At 32.2% G+C, this 18,769-nt stretch carries 18 protein-coding genes; 10 read left to right on the top strand and 8 right to left on the bottom strand.

The annotated features are described in order from the left end of the window. Positions 1-86 precede the first annotated feature (86 nt). From def to GW846_00460, 3 genes are all read left to right on the top strand, one after another. Positions 87-563: a peptide deformylase gene (def, locus tag GW846_00470; protein NDK09238.1), complete on the top strand. Its 477-nt coding sequence runs from the start codon at positions 87-89 to the stop codon at positions 561-563. Between the two features lie 64 nt (positions 564-627). Then, positions 628-1,194 (top strand): hypothetical protein, encoded by a 567-nt coding sequence (locus GW846_00465; protein NDK09237.1) that lies wholly within the window; start codon positions 628-630, stop codon positions 1,192-1,194. A 264-nt stretch (positions 1,195-1,458) separates the two neighbouring features. After that, positions 1,459-2,412: a hypothetical protein gene (locus tag GW846_00460; protein ID NDK09236.1), complete on the top strand. Its 954-nt coding sequence runs from the start codon at positions 1,459-1,461 to the stop codon at positions 2,410-2,412. A 50-nt stretch (positions 2,413-2,462) separates the two neighbouring features. Here the strand turns inward: GW846_00460 and GW846_00455 are convergent, their stop codons facing one another. Beyond that, complete coding sequence (locus tag GW846_00455; GenBank protein NDK09235.1) at positions 2,463-2,903, bottom strand: dCMP deaminase; 441 nt, start codon at positions 2,901-2,903, stop codon at positions 2,463-2,465. Positions 2,904-3,056: 153 nt separating this feature from the next. Between GW846_00455 and GW846_00450 the strand changes: the two genes are divergently transcribed. The 3 genes from GW846_00450 to GW846_00440 are packed head-to-tail and all read left to right on the top strand — an operon-like array spanning position 3,057 to position 5,347. Next, on the top strand, positions 3,057-3,710 hold the full coding sequence (locus GW846_00450; protein ID NDK09234.1) for a thymidylate kinase: 654 nt from the start codon (positions 3,057-3,059) through the stop codon (positions 3,708-3,710). After that, on the top strand, positions 3,711-4,355 hold the full coding sequence (locus GW846_00445; protein ID NDK09233.1) for an NUDIX domain-containing protein: 645 nt from the start codon (positions 3,711-3,713) through the stop codon (positions 4,353-4,355). Between the two features lie 20 nt (positions 4,356-4,375). Beyond that, positions 4,376-5,347, top strand: a complete 972-nt coding sequence (locus GW846_00440; protein ID NDK09232.1) for a thymidylate synthase — start codon at positions 4,376-4,378, stop codon at positions 5,345-5,347. Positions 5,348-5,382: 35 nt separating this feature from the next. Here GW846_00440 and proS read toward each other — a convergent pair whose 3' ends face one another. The 3 genes from proS to GW846_00425 form a co-directional block, all read right to left on the bottom strand. Continuing rightward, entirely contained in the window at positions 5,383-7,068 is a 1,686-nt protein-coding gene (proS, locus tag GW846_00435) for a proline--tRNA ligase (GenBank protein ID NDK09231.1), read from the bottom strand. 213 nt (positions 7,069-7,281) lie between these two features. Then, positions 7,282-8,757 carry a hypothetical protein gene (locus GW846_00430; GenBank protein NDK09230.1) on the bottom strand — a complete coding sequence of 492 codons (1,476 nt, stop codon included), beginning with the start codon at positions 8,755-8,757 and terminating at the stop codon, positions 7,282-7,284. Between the two features lie 115 nt (positions 8,758-8,872). Beyond that, the gene (locus tag GW846_00425; protein NDK09229.1) at positions 8,873-9,184 is read right to left on the bottom strand and encodes a hypothetical protein; all 312 of its coding nucleotides are present in this window, start codon (positions 9,182-9,184) and stop codon (positions 8,873-8,875) included. Positions 9,185-9,377: 193 nt separating this feature from the next. Here GW846_00425 and GW846_00420 point away from each other — a divergent pair, with 193 nt between their 5' ends. Then, the gene (locus GW846_00420) at positions 9,378-10,853 is read left to right on the top strand and encodes a hypothetical protein (GenBank protein ID NDK09228.1); all 1,476 of its coding nucleotides are present in this window, start codon (positions 9,378-9,380) and stop codon (positions 10,851-10,853) included. 49 nt (positions 10,854-10,902) lie between these two features. Here GW846_00420 and GW846_00415 read toward each other — a convergent pair whose 3' ends face one another. Together GW846_00415 and GW846_00410 are read right to left on the bottom strand one after the other, a co-directional pair. Continuing rightward, positions 10,903-11,235 carry a hypothetical protein gene (locus GW846_00415; GenBank protein ID NDK09227.1) on the bottom strand — a complete coding sequence of 111 codons (333 nt, stop codon included), beginning with the start codon at positions 11,233-11,235 and terminating at the stop codon, positions 10,903-10,905. Positions 11,236-11,319: 84 nt separating this feature from the next. Then, the gene (locus tag GW846_00410) at positions 11,320-11,973 is read right to left on the bottom strand and encodes a 50S ribosomal protein L25 (protein NDK09226.1); all 654 of its coding nucleotides are present in this window, start codon (positions 11,971-11,973) and stop codon (positions 11,320-11,322) included. A gap of 212 nt (positions 11,974-12,185) precedes the next feature. On the opposite strand from GW846_00410, the gene GW846_00405 reads away from it, so the two are divergent. After that, the gene (locus tag GW846_00405) at positions 12,186-12,956 is read left to right on the top strand and encodes a YebC/PmpR family DNA-binding transcriptional regulator (protein ID NDK09225.1); all 771 of its coding nucleotides are present in this window, start codon (positions 12,186-12,188) and stop codon (positions 12,954-12,956) included. Between the two features lie 56 nt (positions 12,957-13,012). Here GW846_00405 and GW846_00400 read toward each other — a convergent pair whose 3' ends face one another. Then, a complete protein-coding gene (locus tag GW846_00400) occupies positions 13,013-14,926 on the bottom strand; it encodes a hypothetical protein (GenBank protein NDK09224.1) in 1,914 nt (637 codons plus the stop codon). A gap of 148 nt (positions 14,927-15,074) precedes the next feature. Here GW846_00400 and GW846_00395 point away from each other — a divergent pair, with 148 nt between their 5' ends. Both GW846_00395 and GW846_00390 read left to right on the top strand, forming a co-directional pair. After that, a complete protein-coding gene (locus GW846_00395) occupies positions 15,075-16,340 on the top strand; it encodes a UDP-N-acetylglucosamine 1-carboxyvinyltransferase (protein ID NDK09223.1) in 1,266 nt (421 codons plus the stop codon). A gap of 562 nt (positions 16,341-16,902) precedes the next feature. After that, entirely contained in the window at positions 16,903-17,487 is a 585-nt protein-coding gene (locus tag GW846_00390) for a hypothetical protein (protein ID NDK09222.1), read from the top strand. On the opposite strand, the gene GW846_00385 is transcribed toward GW846_00390, so the two are convergent. Continuing rightward, a complete protein-coding gene (locus GW846_00385) occupies positions 17,474-18,769 on the bottom strand; it encodes a hypothetical protein (protein ID NDK09221.1) in 1,296 nt (431 codons plus the stop codon). The two genes, GW846_00390 and GW846_00385, sit on opposite strands and share 14 nt — an antisense overlap.

Below are 18,769 nucleotides of genomic sequence, written 5' to 3'. Positions count from 1 at the left end.
AAACTCATAAAAATAACTCTACTGACTTGATTTCAAATCTTTCACGAGTATAAATATTCATAATACTCCTATAAAAAGTGTTCCCTATGTTACATATTGAAACTGGAAAAAATAATAAGGTCCTTCGTTCAGTCTGTGCCCCCATTAAAACAGATGAATGGAAAAAATATACGAAGCTTGGTCGTGAAATGGTTGCCTATATTAAAAATCCTGATCATGCAGGAGTAGGTCTCGCTGCACCTCAAGTCGGAGTAGAAAAGCGAATTATAGTTGTCAGCCTCCTCCATGACTGGGAGGATGAGAATTTTTCCACTGTTCTGATGATAAATCCTGAAATACTCGATGCTTCAGATGAAATAAATAAACAAGTAGAAGAAGGTTGCCTCTCTCTTCCTCGAACCAAAAAATGATACGTAGCTCGCCACGAACATATCAAACTCAGATACTTTGACGAAAAACAAAAGGAAAAAATCATCAAGCTTTCAGGTCTTGCAAGTGTCATTGTACAACACGAAATCGACCATTTAAATGGAGTACTGTATATAGATAAACTCGTGAAATAATTAATTATTTGACAAAATATACTTTTTATATTTAATATTAATAATTAATTTTTAAATCTTTTGTATGAATAATATAATTTCATCAAACACGAGAAATGACTTTCAAAATGAAACAGAAAATCTCGTTTCATGAAGAAGAATATCTGTTACTTCAACTTTGCAACTCCCTATAACGCAGGCTTGGGAAGAACTACAAAAGTGAGAATTACTTCGTTATGTGAGTCATGGTATGACTCTCTTTTGAGAACTTCCTGAAACTTGGGAAGTATGAGAAGAAGTACAAACACTTGTGAAAGCTAAATTATTTTGAATACTTCCTCTTCCTTGAAAAAATCCATACAACATTACGTTTGAATCGATAGATTCTGCAAATCATACTGCTTATACGCAAGAAAATGGATCAGGTATATCAGCTTGGAATCATTTAATGGAAATGAGAGAAATTGCTCCTGATATAACACAATACACTGATACTATAGACATATATGCAGAAAAACTCACTGGAATAATATCAGCGCATGCACACACACTTTATAAGCACAGACATAGTCGATGGGAAAATGTTGCAGAAATCTTGAATTCATGAAATACTATGGATGATGCATACAAAAAAATACCAGTACTCACTTAATCTCTGAAATAAAATACATAAAAAATGAGACCCTGAAAATTTAGGTGTATACAAAAATTATTTTATTTTTCTCGACAAAATTTTAACGTCAAAAAACACTTCTTTTTTACAAAAGAGGTGTTTTTTTTATACTTGGGGTATTAATTCCTCCTCTGAATTTCCTCCTTTAAGCTTAAAGGAGGATGGCTACAAAATAACCATCCTCATCTGCAGCCTCTTTCCTTTTTAATAAAAGGAAAGAATTCAAGATAGGAATATAATTCTATGCAAAAAAATATACTCATACTATGACTTGGAGCCTTTGGATTTGCGATTGCCAAACATTTGGGTGAAAATAATCCTAAAACAACTATTTTTGCCAGTGAAATAAATGCTGAAATTTTTAAAAATATTTCAGAAACAAGAAAGCATCCCTATTTTTTTGAAGGAGTTACGCTTCCAACAAATATAGAACTCATTTCTGATGCAAACGCTGAACTCTGAAATATTGATATTATTATTTCCATTATTCCCTGCCAATTCGTAGGGTGAGCATTTTCAGGAATGAAAGAATACTTAAAAGACTGAGTTACTATTCTTAATCTCTCAAAATGAATTGATAACCAAAGCTTACAAACCGTTAGCGAAAAACTCAGTGAAGTCCTTGATGGAATTAACTATAATTATGCCTATCTTGCAGGAGGAATGATAGCAGCTGAATTGGTCGAGTGAAAAAAACTCTGAGCTGATATTGTTACTCAAAATAATGAAACATGAGAAATATTAGAAAAAATATTTGAATCTGAGTCACTCCAAATAAATCTCAAAATTGGAAGCCCCAAAAATACTGAGCTCTACGCTGCACTGAAAAATATCATAGCACTCATACTTGGATACTACGAAGGAACTGGAGCTTGAGCAAGTACTCTGTGATATTATTTCTCAACTTTACTGTGAGAAATAAAGCAAATTATCAAACTTTTAGACTGAGATAGCAATCTTGAATTTACCGATTATGCCCTTTCTTGAGACCTTATAGCTACTTGTTTTGGAGCAAGTAGAAATAGACTCCTTGGAAATATGCTCTGAAAATGAACAAGTATTTCTGAAGCACTTTCAGAACTCAAAACTCAAAACAAAATAGCAGAAGGATATGAAACACTTAAATGAGTGTACACGATAACGAAGTGAAAAGAATGATTTGAAGAAATAAATAGCTTTGGAAGCAAGTACCTATAATTCTCCACAAACTTTTAACTAAAAAAATACAGATTTTATCTGTATTTTTTTTATGTTCGTTCTAACTGAGTAATCGTCGCTCCATTTTGTTCTACGAACTCTTGGATTTCATTTCCAGTATGATGTTTATATTTTTCAGTAAACACAATTTTTTTGAGTCATGCTGCAATAATCGCTCTTGTACAATCAAAACATGGTTCGTAGGTACAATAAATAGTTGCCCCTTCAACCGCAATTCATTCTCTGGCAGCCCAAACTATCGCGTTCATTTCAGCATGTATTTCGTATTTGTATGACCATTCATGATGTTCTTTGGTGTATTCACCATTCCAGTAATCACTACAGTTTACATATCATGCTGGAGTCCCATTATATCACGTAGAGACTATCCTCCCATCTCTCACAATCACTGCTCCCGTTTTCCTAGAAACACATTTTGAAGCGCTCGCTAATTCATAAGCAATGTTGAGAAAATTTATATCACGTAACATATTGACTAGTAAGAAATATTTATTGTATTGTAATTAAAAGCTCCATAATGTAAATATATCTTTTTCTTCACAATCTTTTAACATCAAAACACACTTCAAGTTGATGGCAGGTATATTTTTTTTATACTAGAATATATATTTTAATATACTTCTATGTTCATAGTAATTGACTGACTTGACGGATCTGGAAAAGGAACGCAAACGAAACGAGTAGTAGCTGAACTTGAGAAACAGGGTAAAAAAGTTCTTCTGCTTGATTATCCAAGGTATGGTGAAAACTCTGCGTATTTTGTTGAGAAATATCTCAACGGATGATATGGAAGTAATCTCAGCGCAAAAGCTGCAAGTTTATTTTTTGCACTCGATAGATTTGATGATAGCTTTAATTTTAAAGAGAACATGTGAGACTATGATTATATAATCTCTAATAGATACGTATCGGCATCTATGATGCATATGGCTTGAAAACTTACATCGTCACAAGAACGCAAAGATTTCGTCTACTGGCTTGCTGATGTAGAGTATAATATTTTTTGAATTCCGAAACCTGACAAGGTATTATTTCTTGATGTTCCACCAGAAGTCAGTCAAAAACTTGTGGAGACAAAAGAAAAACGAGACTATATTAAAGACGGAAAAACAAAAGACCTCCATGAAGCAGACGAAAATCATTTAAGAGACGCCTATAATGCAGCTCACGAAGTATTTGATGTATTTCCTGAATGGGAAAAAATTGAATGTTGTGAAAATGGAGATATACTAAGCAAAGAAATAATTACAAAAAAAATACTTACTAAAATAGTGTAAATGAACCAAGTTATACAAGATAAAATGAAACGTGAAGTGATGGTAATAGCGAATATTTCACTCTTCAAAAATTATCCTAGAGAAACTCTTGTGTATGGCTCAGATGAAGCTGATTTTGAGGCACAAATTTTAGAAAATTTTGAATTTATGGTTCGAGGAGAAGCAGAACAAAACTTTGATTACAAACAACCTATCACCTACGCAATAGTTCTCAATGAAAAAAATGAAATTTTTGTATATACGAGAGGAGATAAAAACTCTGCTGCCTGAGATGCCAGACTGCACGAAAAAGTTTCAATTTGAGTTGGATGACATTTAGAACGTGAAGAAGAACATTTAGAAAATCCAATCCGTGATTGTCTCACTCGAGAACTGGAAGAAGAAATAGATTTAAAACAAGAAAATATAAGTGAAATATTCCCAATTGGTTATATTAATGATGATAGTAATGAAGTAGGAAAAGTACATATAGGAATGGCTTATGTCGTTAAGACAAAAAACTTCGTTCCAAGTATGCAAGATGGAGAACTGGCTCATGGAGCATTTAAAAGTTTTGAGGAATTTATGACAATGATTAAAAATCCTGAATATAATATTGAGTCTTGGACTCGGCTCCTCGCTCCAGAGTTAGAAAAATATATGTAAATCCTAATAAAATAAGCACTATGAAACAATATCTCGACTTACTGAGAGAAATACAAAAGGACTGAGTTCACAAAGATGATAGAACAGGTACTTGAGTGACCAGTGTTTTCGGTATGCAGGCTAAATATAATTTAGCAGACTGATTTCCATTAGTGACAACAAAAAAAACATTTCTTAGAATTATCATCGTAGAACTTATATGGCTGATACGAGGAGAAACAAATATTAAATATCTTGTGGATAGAAACTGTCATATATGGGATGAATGGCCTTTTCAAAACTATATTGAAAAAAATCAACTCACAGAAGAATATCCTAAATACTCTGAAGCGTGGCTTGATGAAAAAAAAGTATTTATTTGAAAAATAGAATCTCTCGATGCAAATGATCCATTTGTAGTTAAATGGTGAGATCTCGGCCCAGTTTATTGACATCAATGGAGAAACTTTAATGGATGACATACTCACGCTTATAAATCTAGAAATATTGACCCAGCAGATACGTGAGTAGACCAACTAAAAAATGTGATTGAGACGATTAAAAATAATCCAACCGACAGACGAATCATAGTTTCTGCTTGGAATCCAGCGCAAAAAGAGGATATGCTCTTGCCTCCATGTCATGCATTTTATCAATTCAATGTTGATACAACGAACAATCTACTTAATCTCCAACTCTATCAAAGAAGTGCTGATATTTTTCTCTGAGTACCCTTTAATATTGCATCATACTCAGCTCTCCTCATGATGGTGGCAGAAATAACAGGTCTCAAAGCAGGTACTTTTGTTCATACACTTTGAGATGCTCATATTTATGATAATCATGTCGACCAAGTAAATGAACAACTTTCTCGTGATCCACTTCCACTTCCAAAACTCAAAATCAATAAAAAACTTGAAACACTTGAGGACTTAGAAAATCTTGAATGGGAAGATTTCGAACTTGTTGATTACAACTCACACCCAGCAATAAAAGCTCCTGTTGCAGTTTAAAAAAACTCTCCCAATTGGGAGAGTTTTTTTAATAATTACATAGTTATAATTTGCGAGTCTTGTCATCTTTTTTTGAGTTCATATCCTCAGAGCTCTAAAGTCTTTGGAGATAATACAATTCTATTTGGTATTCCCCAAAGTTCACAATCTCAAGCTTTTTGACCAAATCAATCTTTTCTTCCCATTCTATCATCTAATACAACAGATTCTCAGGATTTTTCTAATTCAAGTGCTAACTCTTTGGCTTTTTCAATATTCTCCTCTCACATAACAATAATATAGTAACTGTATGGAGCGATATTTTCTGGCCAATTTATGCCTGACTCTGTCATAAAATACTCTGCCATAACTCACATAAGTCTCGAAACTCCAATTCCGTAACATCACATTTCAACATCGCTGACCATTTTATTATTTTCATCAAGATATGAGAGTCCAAATGGTTTAGAGTACTTTGTACCCAAATGAAATATATTTCCTACTTCTGAAGCTTTTCTAAATGTAAGCTTCTCTCCATCAACATTTATAGATGTGAATCATAATTTTGGCTCATTAAAATCTCCAAATTCTATAATATCTAAATCCGAAATATTTACATTTTTCGTAGATTTTGCCACAGCATTTGCTCCTCAAAAAAAGTTTTTCACTGATTTAAGTGAGTCATCTCAATAAAACTCTACGTCCAATTTAGAATCTTTGAGTGGAGAAATAAATCCTCTTACGGTTCATAATTTTTGAATATCTTCTTCACTGGCAAGTGAAAAGGTATCATCATATTTTGACCGAATGAATTTTCCTAGTTTTATTTCATTGATATCAAGATCTCCTCGAATAGCAACTCAAATGAATTTTTCTGAATTATCGAGCTTATAAATGACAGTTTTTAGCATCTGCCAAGCTGGTGCCTTAAAATACTTCGTCATTTTTTCCATATTCACTATTTCCGCAACAGAATCAATATACTGCATTTCTTCTGCTTCTTGACTAACGTTTTTATCATCAGGAATCCCTGAAGCGAGTTCTAGATTATAACTATAACCAGAACTATCTTGAACTATAACATCTTCTCAAACCTCTAGAAATGTTTGAAATTCATGAGAATTTTTATCCGAAATTGCTCCCCCGTCAGCATCCGCTATAACCGTATCATTTCCAAGTCATAGACGTGAAAATACTCTCATATAAACATCTTTTATATCTTCATAAAAGACTTCAAAATCAGCTATATCTTTATGAAACGAATACGCATCTTTCATAATAAATTCTCTCCCTCTTAGTAGTCCTGATTTTGCTCTTTTTTCATTTCTAAATTTTTTCTGTATATGATAGACACAGGTTGGAAGATCTTTATACGATTGAATGAATTCTCAAAGAATTGGGGTTACGTTTTCTTCATTTGTTGGAGCAATTCTATACTCGGTTGTTCCATGTCCTGGTACTTTAAAATATTCAGGAATTTCCCATCTATTAGTTGTTTCCCAGTATTCCCGAGGAGTGAGTATTGTCATGAGCATCTCATTGTATCACGCATTATCCATCTCTTCTCGAATAACTTGCTCAATATTGCGAAGAACTCGAAACCCAATTGGGAGAAATTCATAGGCTCCAGCCATAGCTTGTCTGATATATCAACCTTGTAATAAAATACTGGTTGAACGGTTATCACTCACTTTTGGAGATGATTTCAAAGTATTAAATGGAAAATTTGAGAGTTGTAACATAGGTAGTGTATTAAAAATAATAGCAATAAAAAATCCCTTCCTATGCAGAAAGAGATTGTTTGTTTATTTATACTCGAAACAAAACCCCTTCTACGAAGAAAGGTTTAGGGGTTGCAGGTGCCAGTTCAATAGTTGTTTCATAATGTGTTGATTACATTATTAATATATCTTTAAAGATGTATGAGTCAATATGAATTACAAATAATAGGAGTATTAATTAAAAAATGGTGGTGGAGTTTGTTGTATTTTTGGGTTATACTCAACTATAAATGGGTACTTTTGATACTCAGGTTTTTGAGTAGGAGTATCAGTATTACTATTATTTCACATATATGATTCTGCAGCATTATATTGTGGTTCTTTTGGACCGTTTGGGAGTCAAGCAGCATCAGTTGGTTGCACGAGTATGTACCTTCTAAGATAGTTTAAGTCATATTTTTTTGCAATTTCAACACTACAAGTTCCTTGATTTACATAAAATGGGCAAAGCGGAATCACTGCAGATGAACCTCAAATAGTGTTCTCACTAAACACTGATCCATAGATATACAGCTGATTTGCTAACTGTGATGGTTGTGTTGTTCCATCAAGTTCAGCAGTACCATTATAACTAATGAGTGATCTATCAGCGTATAATATTGCATGTATATCCGTAACTGATGGATCAATATATATATTTCATCATTGTCCGTTCTTTTGAAGTGCAATAAATCAAAGCATACCAGATCAACGAATATTTCATGATATATATATATTTCCTCATTCAACAACCAATGTTTTATTTCAAGCTACTGTTGAAGTTCCATTAATTCGAACATTTGATCCTAGTCAAGCACCTGTAAATCATGCATACATTGCAGTATTATCTAAAACTCTTGATGTTCCAGTAGTACTAGACCATTGGGTTGCATTTAATTGAGAGCTATTTATAGTTATTCAGGCCGTTAATTCAGGAGAAAGTGAAGTAATTACTTTAAATACATTTTCTTGTAAATCTTTTCTAAAACTTGCTTTCGTAAGTTTTCATAATACTCGAACATCTGAGCTAAACTGATCAGCTAATTCACTTGAAACATTCGTAGAGGAACTTACAACACCATCAACTTTGACAAATCTTCATTCTGAGTCTTCATCAGCAATAGTAACCAGTACATCTGATACGATCCCATCAAAATTTTGAAAACCAGTATATTGACTATATGCATATCATCCAAAGTTCGTACTCAGTGATTTATCATTAAAATCATCAGGAACACAAATATATACAAATCTAGTAGTGTCATAGCCAAAATCAACAAATCAAAATTCTGGATTATAGGCAAAACCATCCATTTTGTACCCTGTCTTTCCAGGTGCACAAGAACCTCAAAGTGTAGAGGTGATTTTGACTCTATTGGCTACGCTTTCATCTACCGAGTATACTCCATATGCAGCATCATAATAATATCATTGTAAATAATCTCAAACCACATTACTATCATTATCTTGATTCATGAGAAGTAATCACTCGTTGGTAGCGCTTGCAGAACTCCCTGTCAGAGTGATAGTATTTTGTGAAGGATATGGGCTCGGTCAAGTTGAGCTCTGAGATCCGGGAATCCTATGAATAATTGTATTAGCTGCAAATATAACTCATACTCACACTATAAGAAATAAGAAAAAACTAATGATTTTTTGAGTGGTATTCATAGAATTTTTATAATATATATTGTATACAATATATATATAAAGCGTAAGCTATCAAGTTACAGACACAAAAAAAGCAAGCTATAGCTTGCTTTTTAATGTATAATAGTTCTAAAGACTATTGTGCAGTAGCGTTAGCGTCAACATCAACAGAAGCTTCATCTTCAGTATCAGCGTCGTTATCATCAACTCCATCCATTTCATCTTCTATAACATCATCATCATCGTCACCATCAACAAAATCCACAGCATCAGCTGTACCATCAACGATAGCTTCACCAGTAGCGTCAAGAGCGTCACCGATATCAGAACCAACTTCAACAGTAGCATCAACTGCTGCGTCATCAGCTTGACCTTCTTCATAGTCGTTAGAACATGAAGCGAGACCTGCAAGTGCAAGTACTAAGAACATTCCTAATAATTTTTTCATAGGGAATTTAATTACAAAATAAAGAGCCGGCAAATTATATAGAAAATATGCTGAGACCCAAATAATTACTCTTTACAATTTAATTTAGTATTTTATTGCTAATAAAAAAAGCTTTATTATAGGATTATATTTGTAATTTTAAGGAATTTTTATATAAATAATGTATAAATTATTTACTCAAAAACACTAAGATATGCCTAGAAATATAAGAAGAAATGTAGATATTCAAAGTACAATAAAAGACTATATAGTGCCGATTATTGGCTGAATAATAGTCCTTATTATCATAATAAGTTTTTTTAGATGATGAGATGATTCAGTTCAAATTGCTCAAAAAGAGAATCAAACTCCAACTTCTATTGCTTTTTCAAGTACTGAGACTGAAGCAATAATAAGATATCCTGGTGATAGCCAAGAAAATGCTAATGAAACAACTCCTTTATATAAATGAGAAACAATTATAGTAAAAGAGTGAAGTGTCAGTCTTACGAATCCAGGCTGAAGTATTATCGCTCTCAATAAGATAGCTGAGTTGAAATATAACGAAGATGGTTCATATGCACTCTACTCTTCAGATGCCTGGCTTACACTTGAAGAAGATACGAGCGTCTCTATGAGATATGCTAATGTTGCATGAAAAAGTTGATCTGTGATTTCCCTCACTCAAAATGAAGCGTGAAGTACAGTATATGTACTACTTTGAAGTGCAAAGGTAAGCAATATAGCATGAATATCAACAAATCTGGTTCAGGGGCAAAAAATAAGTATTTCTCGACTCAATGCCTCAAACGAAGATTTAGATATAGTAAGTGAAAAATCAACTATCGATAGTTACTTTAAAGGAAGTGATTGGTTTATTGAAAATAATTGATATCTTGCTATCCAGCAGGCAAATAAAGAAGAGGACTCAGAAACACTAACTTGAACAGGAGTAACAGAAGAAGTTTGAACATGAGATACAGGAACGTATATATCATTTAATAGATTAAGAGATGAAATGAATGTCGATTCAAATACCTTTAATATATCATGAACTATAAGTGACTCAAAGGTTTGAGCAATTACGATTGATAACAAGGCAGTAACACTCAATATTGAAAATAAGAGTTTTGCTATTCAAGAGCTTCCTCTCACTGCTAAAATAAATGATATCGTAGTAAAGATATACGACACTGATAAAAATATACTTGAAAAAAAGGTTTACACGGTCTATACATCAGCTGAATTAAAACAAGAAGAAACTCCAGAACCTGAAGTTCCTGCTCAAACTCCAAGTAGTGAAACTGAAAATACTGGACTTGGAGCAAGTGCTACAAACTATGAGATTGATGCAACAAAATTTGCATTTACTGAACCATCTACCACAAATAAATATACTACAACAGGATCTGAAATAACCATTCGTTGAAATACAACTGCAAAAGGAATATCAAAAGTAAAAATAAATTGATTTGAGCTCTCATCATTCAATGGTTCTACTTGGAGATACCACGCTTTTGAACGATTTGATACACTTGAAGAGTGAACAAACCAGTATAGAGTAGATTACTATGGTACGAGTGGTGCAATTGTGTATACAGATTACTATACGATTGTAAAGAAATCTACTACAGTGACTCCTAGCCCTGAGCCGGTAATACCTCAAGAAGAAACACTTTTTGAAGAATAAGTAAATACATAGAAAAAAAAGAGTATGAATCATCTTCATACTCTTTTTTTTAGCAACTACAGCCTGTACCACAGCTTCAAGTTTCATCCTTGGAGCCACAGCCTCCTCAAGCTGTTCCTCCTCATATGATTGATATAAACATAGAATGGAGTTCTTCATTTTCTGGAATCAATCCTTCAAATATCATATCCTTAAAATCAATACTCTCTTCCTCTATAATAAGAGCTGAGTCTTTTGTAATAGAGAGTTCATTTTTTAGATTCTCATCACTTGTATTCTCAATTTTAACAAAATCAGTGAGTCCAAGCTCTTCTATAACTCATCTAACTTTTGAAGTGAGCTCTTCTGACTTCTTATTATTTCAGTATATTATTACTTTCATTTTTTTATGTATTTAATTAAAAAATTCTTCTTCAAAGTATAATACCTTAAAGAAGAATGTAAACATTATAGTGTTTGAATTTTATTAATCTTTTGATTCTTCATCTGACCCTTCAGCTTCTTTCGCAGCGATATCTTCATCTGAACCAGTTACTACTTCATCTTCTTCATCTTCTTCTTCAACTGCAGCTCGTGGAAGACTTGCATTTGCAACAACATCATCATTATTCACAGATAATTCGTACTTAGTAGTATCAATACCTAGATCTGAAACTCTAATAGCATCACCTTCTTCTTTAAGCACAGAGAGATCAACATCAAAATGATCAACAAGATCAGATGGTAGACATTTCACATCAAGTCCTTTCATATGTTCTTCAACAATAGCACCTTCTTTTATTGCAGGAGCTTCACCGATAAAGTTAAAGTGGATGTGGGTATTCAATGCTTCACCTTGAGTGATAGCATAGAAATCAACATGTGTAAAATCTCCAGAAACAGGATGTTTTTGTGTCATATGAACCAGTACATCTAATTTTTTCTTACCAACAGAAATATTGATAATATTAGATTCTCCTGCTTTTCTATATAATCTAAGAAAATCTGAACTATCCATAACGATAGAGATAGGTTCTTGATGTCGTCCGTAAACAACTCCTGGAACTCTTTTTGATTGTCTGATGTGAGAAACTTTTTCATTCGTGTCTCTGATATCTGCAGATATAGTATGTTTAGCCATGGTGATAATTAGATATATTAAATATTTTGGTAACGCAAACGCCTCCCAAAATGAGCTCGCAAATTGTATACAAAAAGAGCAGACTTGCAAATTTTTTTTGATTTTTTTTATTTCAATCTATTCCTGTATATGTCAAAGTAATTGCGCGTGACTTTACAAAGTTATAAAAAAAATTACCATATAGGCAAGTAATAAATTTTAATACAAATTTTATGGGAAGAGGTCCAGTAGTCCAAGCTCGAAAAATGGCTGTTAATTCTGAAAAGTGAAAAGTGTTTTCTATTCACGCAAAACTCATTGCTCTGGCAGCTCAGAAATGATGAAATCCCGAAGATAATGCCAATCTTGCAACGCTTATTTACAAAGCTAAAAAAGATTGAGTTCCCAATGATACCATTGATAGAGCAATCAAGAAATGAACATGAGAAGATAAAGACGCAGCTCAACTCAGTGAAATTATTTATGAATGATATGCTCCTGGCTGAGTAGCACTTTTAGTATCTTGTATCAGTGACAATAAAAATCGAACCGTTTCAAATATTCGTCATATTTTTTCCAAGTATGGTGGAAATATGTGAGAAAGTGGAGCTGTTGCGTGGATGTTTGAAAAAAAGTGAATTATATTTGTGGATCCAAAGAAGCACTCAATGGAAAGTATAGAAGAAATAATTTTTGACACAAATGCTGAGAATCTCGAACTTGAAGAATGATATATAAAGATAGTATCCTCTTTAGATGATCACCACTCAGTAGAACAATTTCTAGAATGAAAGGAAATCGAGCTTTTAGAATCAAAAATTGATTTTATACCAAGTAATGAAATTGAAATCGATGATTTTGACAAAGCTTTAAAATTTAAAAAAATGATAGAAGCATTTGAAGAAGACGAGGATGTAAGTTTTATAGCATCTAATGAATTAATAAACTCGCAGCTTGATGATAAAGTTGAAGACTTTATCGAGAAGAATACTTTTCGAACATAGAAAATGAAAAAAAAAGAGCTTAGAAGCTCTTTTTTTTATATTTAAATATTTTATAACTAATCTAAAACAATCTTATTTTCAACAACACTAAATTCTACTTTATACACTCATAAGTTTCAAGCTATAAATATTTCTCCGTCATTATCAACATAGAAGTCTTCTATATTTGCATCCTTTCCTTCAATTTGCCCTAAATAAGCAAGTGATTTTACGTCTTGATATCGATCAGAACTTGGCTTAAATATAAGAACTTTATTTTTAAATAACATATACACATATTTCAAATCTGCCCGAGCTCTGATTGATGGGGCAAATTCAGAAGAAACCTCATCACTAAAATCATAGTTTTTTGGAAGTTTATTTAAAACTATATTTTCTAATCTATATTCTGGTTCTCGAAACAACTTCACAACTGTTCCGTCTGCTTTAAGAATATATATTCATCCATCAATAGCTATGGAAAATATTTTTCAAATACTTGTTGCATCAGCATCGCTCAGATAAGAAACTCACGCATCATACGTTGCTCCAGTTTGCTTGTGTCTAAGAATTTGAGTTTTTGAATCAGAGAGTAAATACAGATTGCTTGAATATGACTCTACTATTGGAGACATTTCCCAAGTTGCTTGATTCGTCACATCAACATAACTAAAGAAATTATTTTTCGCAAAATTTACAACTTTTCAAGCATGTGTTACTAAAACAATATCAGATCAATTCACGCTTGCATCAATGAAGTAATCATCAGCAGCAAGTTCCTTAAACCCATAATTTTCAGATCACTCTCCTTGTAGTATAGGTCATGTTATACTTTTAGGATGTACTACAAATATCTTATTTGAAACACTCACGATTTTAGTTATATCCATTGGAGTACTAAAATTATACATTGTATTTTCAGGGGTGACTTCAAATGGCTCAATCCCATTAAATTGTTTCTGCAAAACACTCATATTATCCTTGAGAATCGAGATATCCCCTAAAAATAACTCTTTATCTTCAAGTTCTTGAATCTTCGTTTCAGCACTTTCTATATTAAGTGAAAACATATCTGGATTATTGAGATTTTCACTCGCAGCTATTATACTATTTTGAGCTTCAATAAGTTTGATTTTTGCTTGTTCTGTTCCTTGAGTACTAGAAGCGATTTGAAAAAATCCTGACAAAACACTATAGAGAAAGAAAATAGCAACCAGAATACCTCAAGCAATAATATACTGTCTTGTTTTTTGACTCTTTTTTAGAAGTTTTTCTCGTAGATGCAAAATATATCCAAACAATTCTTTTGCGTATCTGTTATCAAATATTCTGTAAAAAAAGTAGATTAACTTATCAAGTACAGAGTTTTTCTCACCAATTGAGTCTACATTTTTATGCAGAGTAATGAGTCAAAGGTTTTTTCATTCAAATTCATGATATAAAATTTGCTCTATGTTTTCACCTGAACGTTTTACATTTTTAGCAGATAGTCCATCTCTTATATCATCTTTAGAAAGAACTTCTAAGAGCCTGAGATTTGATAAGATGAGGTATTCTCCATCAGCAACATCTCCACTAGAGATAAAACTAAAATTTTTAGGTTTTTCTCATTTATCTGTCACTTCTATTATATCGTGATGCGTGTTAAATAAATAACAAGAAGCTGATCACACTGTTGAAAATAGAAAGGTTTTTTTATGATATATTCAAATAATACCATGGAGTCATTTGATTTTATCTTGTGAGTTCCCCCAGGTACTTATGAATGAATTTATATTTTCAAGAGCATTTGAAAAGTCCTTGTAGACATTTTTAGGATGCAATTTATCAAGGAGTGAGTCTACAATTTTATGTATAAGCAAATCTGACAGCTTATCATCTTTCGATGAAATAAGCACTACACAATCTAAATCAGTATCGAGATTCACATGTTGTATTTTTATAGTATTTTCTGCTCAAAAATCTAATTTTCGTATATCGGTTTCTAACATGGAGTGATCGAGATAATAATGAAAATAAATATCAAAAATAATAGCCTCCTAAGGTTCTTTGTCAAAGAAAAAGCAAAAAGACGGCTTTTGTTTTGATATTTATAGATTCTCGCTATAATTTTTAAATAATTTTAATCCAATATTAATCATGTTTAAGGTCCAAGAATCCAGACAATTACAATGATCTGTCAGCATTGGGGGAAGTAAAAATGCTGCCCTACCACTTCTGGCTGCAGCATTGCTTATAAAATGAAAAATTCATCTCACAAATGTTCCAGATATTCTCGATATTCACGATTTTATACACTTCTATGAGAGCTTATGAGCTGAAGTATCATTTAAAAATCACGAACTATTTTTAGATACAGCGAATCTTGATGTCTCTGGAATGGATACAAGTAAAATAGCTAGAACCAGAGCATGAATTTATTTTATAGCGTGATTGCTCCATAGATTTTGAAACGCAAGTATTCCCTTTCCTTCATGAGATAAAATCTGAAAAAGACCTATTGATGAGCATATTAATGGCTACAAAGATATGTGATATACATTTTTCGAGCGTGATGATATGCTTCATTTTGAAGGACCATGATTTGATACAGATGTTACAATTACCGCATATTTTGCAGTCACAGCTACAGCAAATCTTATTATGTGATGAGTAGGTCGAAAATGAATTACAACGATTGAGTTAGCAGCTTTTGAGCCACATATCTTCAATTTAGTTGATATGCTTCGTCAAGCAGGAGTTGTAATAGATATTCGCTACGATCATACGATAATTATACACTGAGGTACTACACTTGCATCAGAAATATCTCAGGAAATTATCCCAGATTATTTACAATCTGGAACTTTTATAATTCTTTGAGCATTAGCAAGTGAAAAATATATAGATATTCATAGAGCAAGAATTTCTGACTTAGCATCTTTTCTTTATAAAATACATGAAACAGGTGTAAAAACACAAGATATGTGAAATGACACTTTGAGAGTCTATAGAGCTCATAAACTCAAAGCTGTGAATATTCAAACGAATATATTTCCATGATTTCCTACTGACCTTATGCCACTTTTTAGTGTACTGATGACACAATGTGAATGAACTTCACGGATTCATGAAATTCTGTATGAAGGCAGACTTAATTGGCTTGTAGAATATGAAAGACTTTGAGCAAGTCCAAGAATCATAAATCTCCATGAAGCAAAAATAACCTGACCTACTGCATTAGTATGAAATACCGTCAATAGTTGGGATTTGAGATCATGAGCTGCAATGGTTTTAGCAGGACTTATATCTAGCTGAGAAACTAAAATTGATAACATCTATTGGATTAATAGAGGATATGATGATTTTATATGAAAATTGAAACAACTTTGAGCCAACATAGAAGAACTTACTACTAATACATAAATATGAAGAATATCTGAATAATTTTTATACTCTTTGGAATACTTAATGTAGTTTTTCCTCAAATGATAGCATATTTAATAGGAGCTTTCTTTATACTCATATGAGTAAGTTTATTGCTTACTTGAGCTAAGTTTAGCTCTCAGAAAAAAAACGAAGAACAAGTCGTAAAGTTTGGAAAGTATAAAATATATAGATAATCATAATTTCCATTGTTTCTATTATTGGTACCTTTCTTCCATTTTTTCCTAGTAAACACTGGTTTTTTCGAGACTTTGATTATGTCAGATCTCATTTACTCGTAGTGAATCTCGCACTTTTTATGCTTTCATTTTTTTGAGAGCCTTGATTTTTCTTTATAGTTCTTCAAGCACTATTATTTATAAGTTTTTTGGTTCAATTCTATTTTATATATCCTTTTATAAATTTTTCGCTTACAAAAAAAGATTTTTCAACTAGTTCTGATACACTCTCGGTATTATCCATAAATGTACACCAAAATAATAATAAATATTCTGCTCTTGTAGATCTCATTAAAAAAACAGACTCCGATATAGTTTTTACTATGGAAACAAATAAAATTTGGGAAGAGAATATTTCAGAAATAGAATCTATATACCCGTATACTAAAAAAGTGGCTCTGGAAAATATGTATGGAATGCATGTATATAGCAAAAGAGAACTTCTACTCAGTGAAGTTCTCTTTCTTAAAAGTGACGAAAGACCGACCATGCATCTAAAAATTGAGATGCAAAAAGATAGAGTATTACACTTTTTTTGAGTACATCCACCTCCTCCAAGTCCTACTGAGGCTGATACTTCCAAACCTAAAGACACTGAACTCGCAATTCTTTGAAAAAAAATATCAAAAATCTCTAATGATGTCATTGTGACTTGAGATTTTAATAGTGTTGCTTGGTCTGAGTGAATTAAGAAATTTCAGGCACTCTCTCAACTCAAAGATGGGAGACGATGAAGATGACTTTACCCTAGTTGTCCAGCAAAATTTGGTTCATTTGCTTTTCCTATTGATCTATTATTTCACAGTAAGTGAGTAGAAGTCTCTAAGCTAGAAACACTCGAAAACATTGGATCTGATCACTTACCAATATACTTTGAAATTTGAGTGATACCTACTAAACACTCATAAAAAATTTATCCTTTTTAGATTTCCAGGACTCAGATTGTCTTGGAAGTCTTTTTTGTTCAGCTTGAGTTAATAAACATCACAGTGCTTCTTCTGTAAATATAGTATTTTGCGATCCTTTGAATAGGATTATATATTGAGTCTCGTGATTATCTTTAAGGTATTTTTTTACATTTTTTCATGTTTCTCTCGATGAGAGTCCTGACTTGAGATATCATTGATACTTTTGGATTTCAAGTTCAGGTTTTAAATATTCATACATTTGTGGTCACACAGTGAAAATTGCAGATGCGCTTAATATTTTCTTCGCAAGGCTCTTATGAGCTGATTCGCTTACTGTTCATAGCTCTCTCATATCTCATAATACAAAGATAATTTTATGATTTTCGTATAATTCATCTCTCAATACTTGAGTATTTTCAATCGCTAATTTTGTACTTTCTGGTGCCGCATTGTAAGTTGAATCTATAAATACATTTTGTCATTTATTAAAAATAGTGAATCTTCCTTCTTGAAGTTTAAAATTAAAATTATACTGATTTCTATCAAGATAGATTCATAGAAACTCTGCAATATCAATAGCTAGTTTCGTATAGTGCACATTCTCTTCTCCTATAAGATTAATAGAAAAGTTTTTATCTCTGTAGGTAAAACTCCTCACTATTTCTGACTCAGAGAGTTTTTGAAGTTTCAAATTTAGTTCATCAATATTTCAGAATAATTCAGAATATTCCTCAAGAAGATGTACTTTATCTTGTGAATATTCATCTTGTAGATTTACAAATATCTTATTTTTAGCAGAGAGAAGTAGAAGCCACTTTTCCTCCCAATACTGTTCTATTCATCCAGGATAATTTGCACTATGAACACTATCTAGTTTAGTAAGTATTGCTATATCAGGAACTGCAATTTTCAGAAGTTGCTCCATATCATTTGGAGAATCTATTCCATATTCAGCAACTAAAATATCATATTTTTTAGCTTCAAAAAATGCAATTGTGAGAATTTTAAGGCTTACTCATAATAAATTTTTAATACTTGGAGAATACTCTTCAATTCTAAAAACTGAAAAAACAAGTCAGAGTTCAGAATTATAATTCTTAGGGGAAGTATAAAACTTATATGAGCTTGGTATTTGTTGGAGAACTTGACTCACAAGCATTCGACAACTTGTTTTTCAAACACTTCCTGTAATACCTATTACTTTTATCTCTGTTCTTTTAATATAATGTCGAGCACATAATACCAGAAAGCTATAGATAAACTGTAATCAAAATTGTTTCAT

This window comes from Candidatus Gracilibacteria bacterium, from assembly GCA_010119145.1.
GTDB lineage: Bacteria > Patescibacteriota > Gracilibacteria > BD1-5 > UBA6164 > JAACSU01.
The sequence above is the reverse complement of the archived record's forward strand: the minus strand, read 5'-3'. Positions and strand labels throughout refer to the sequence as shown.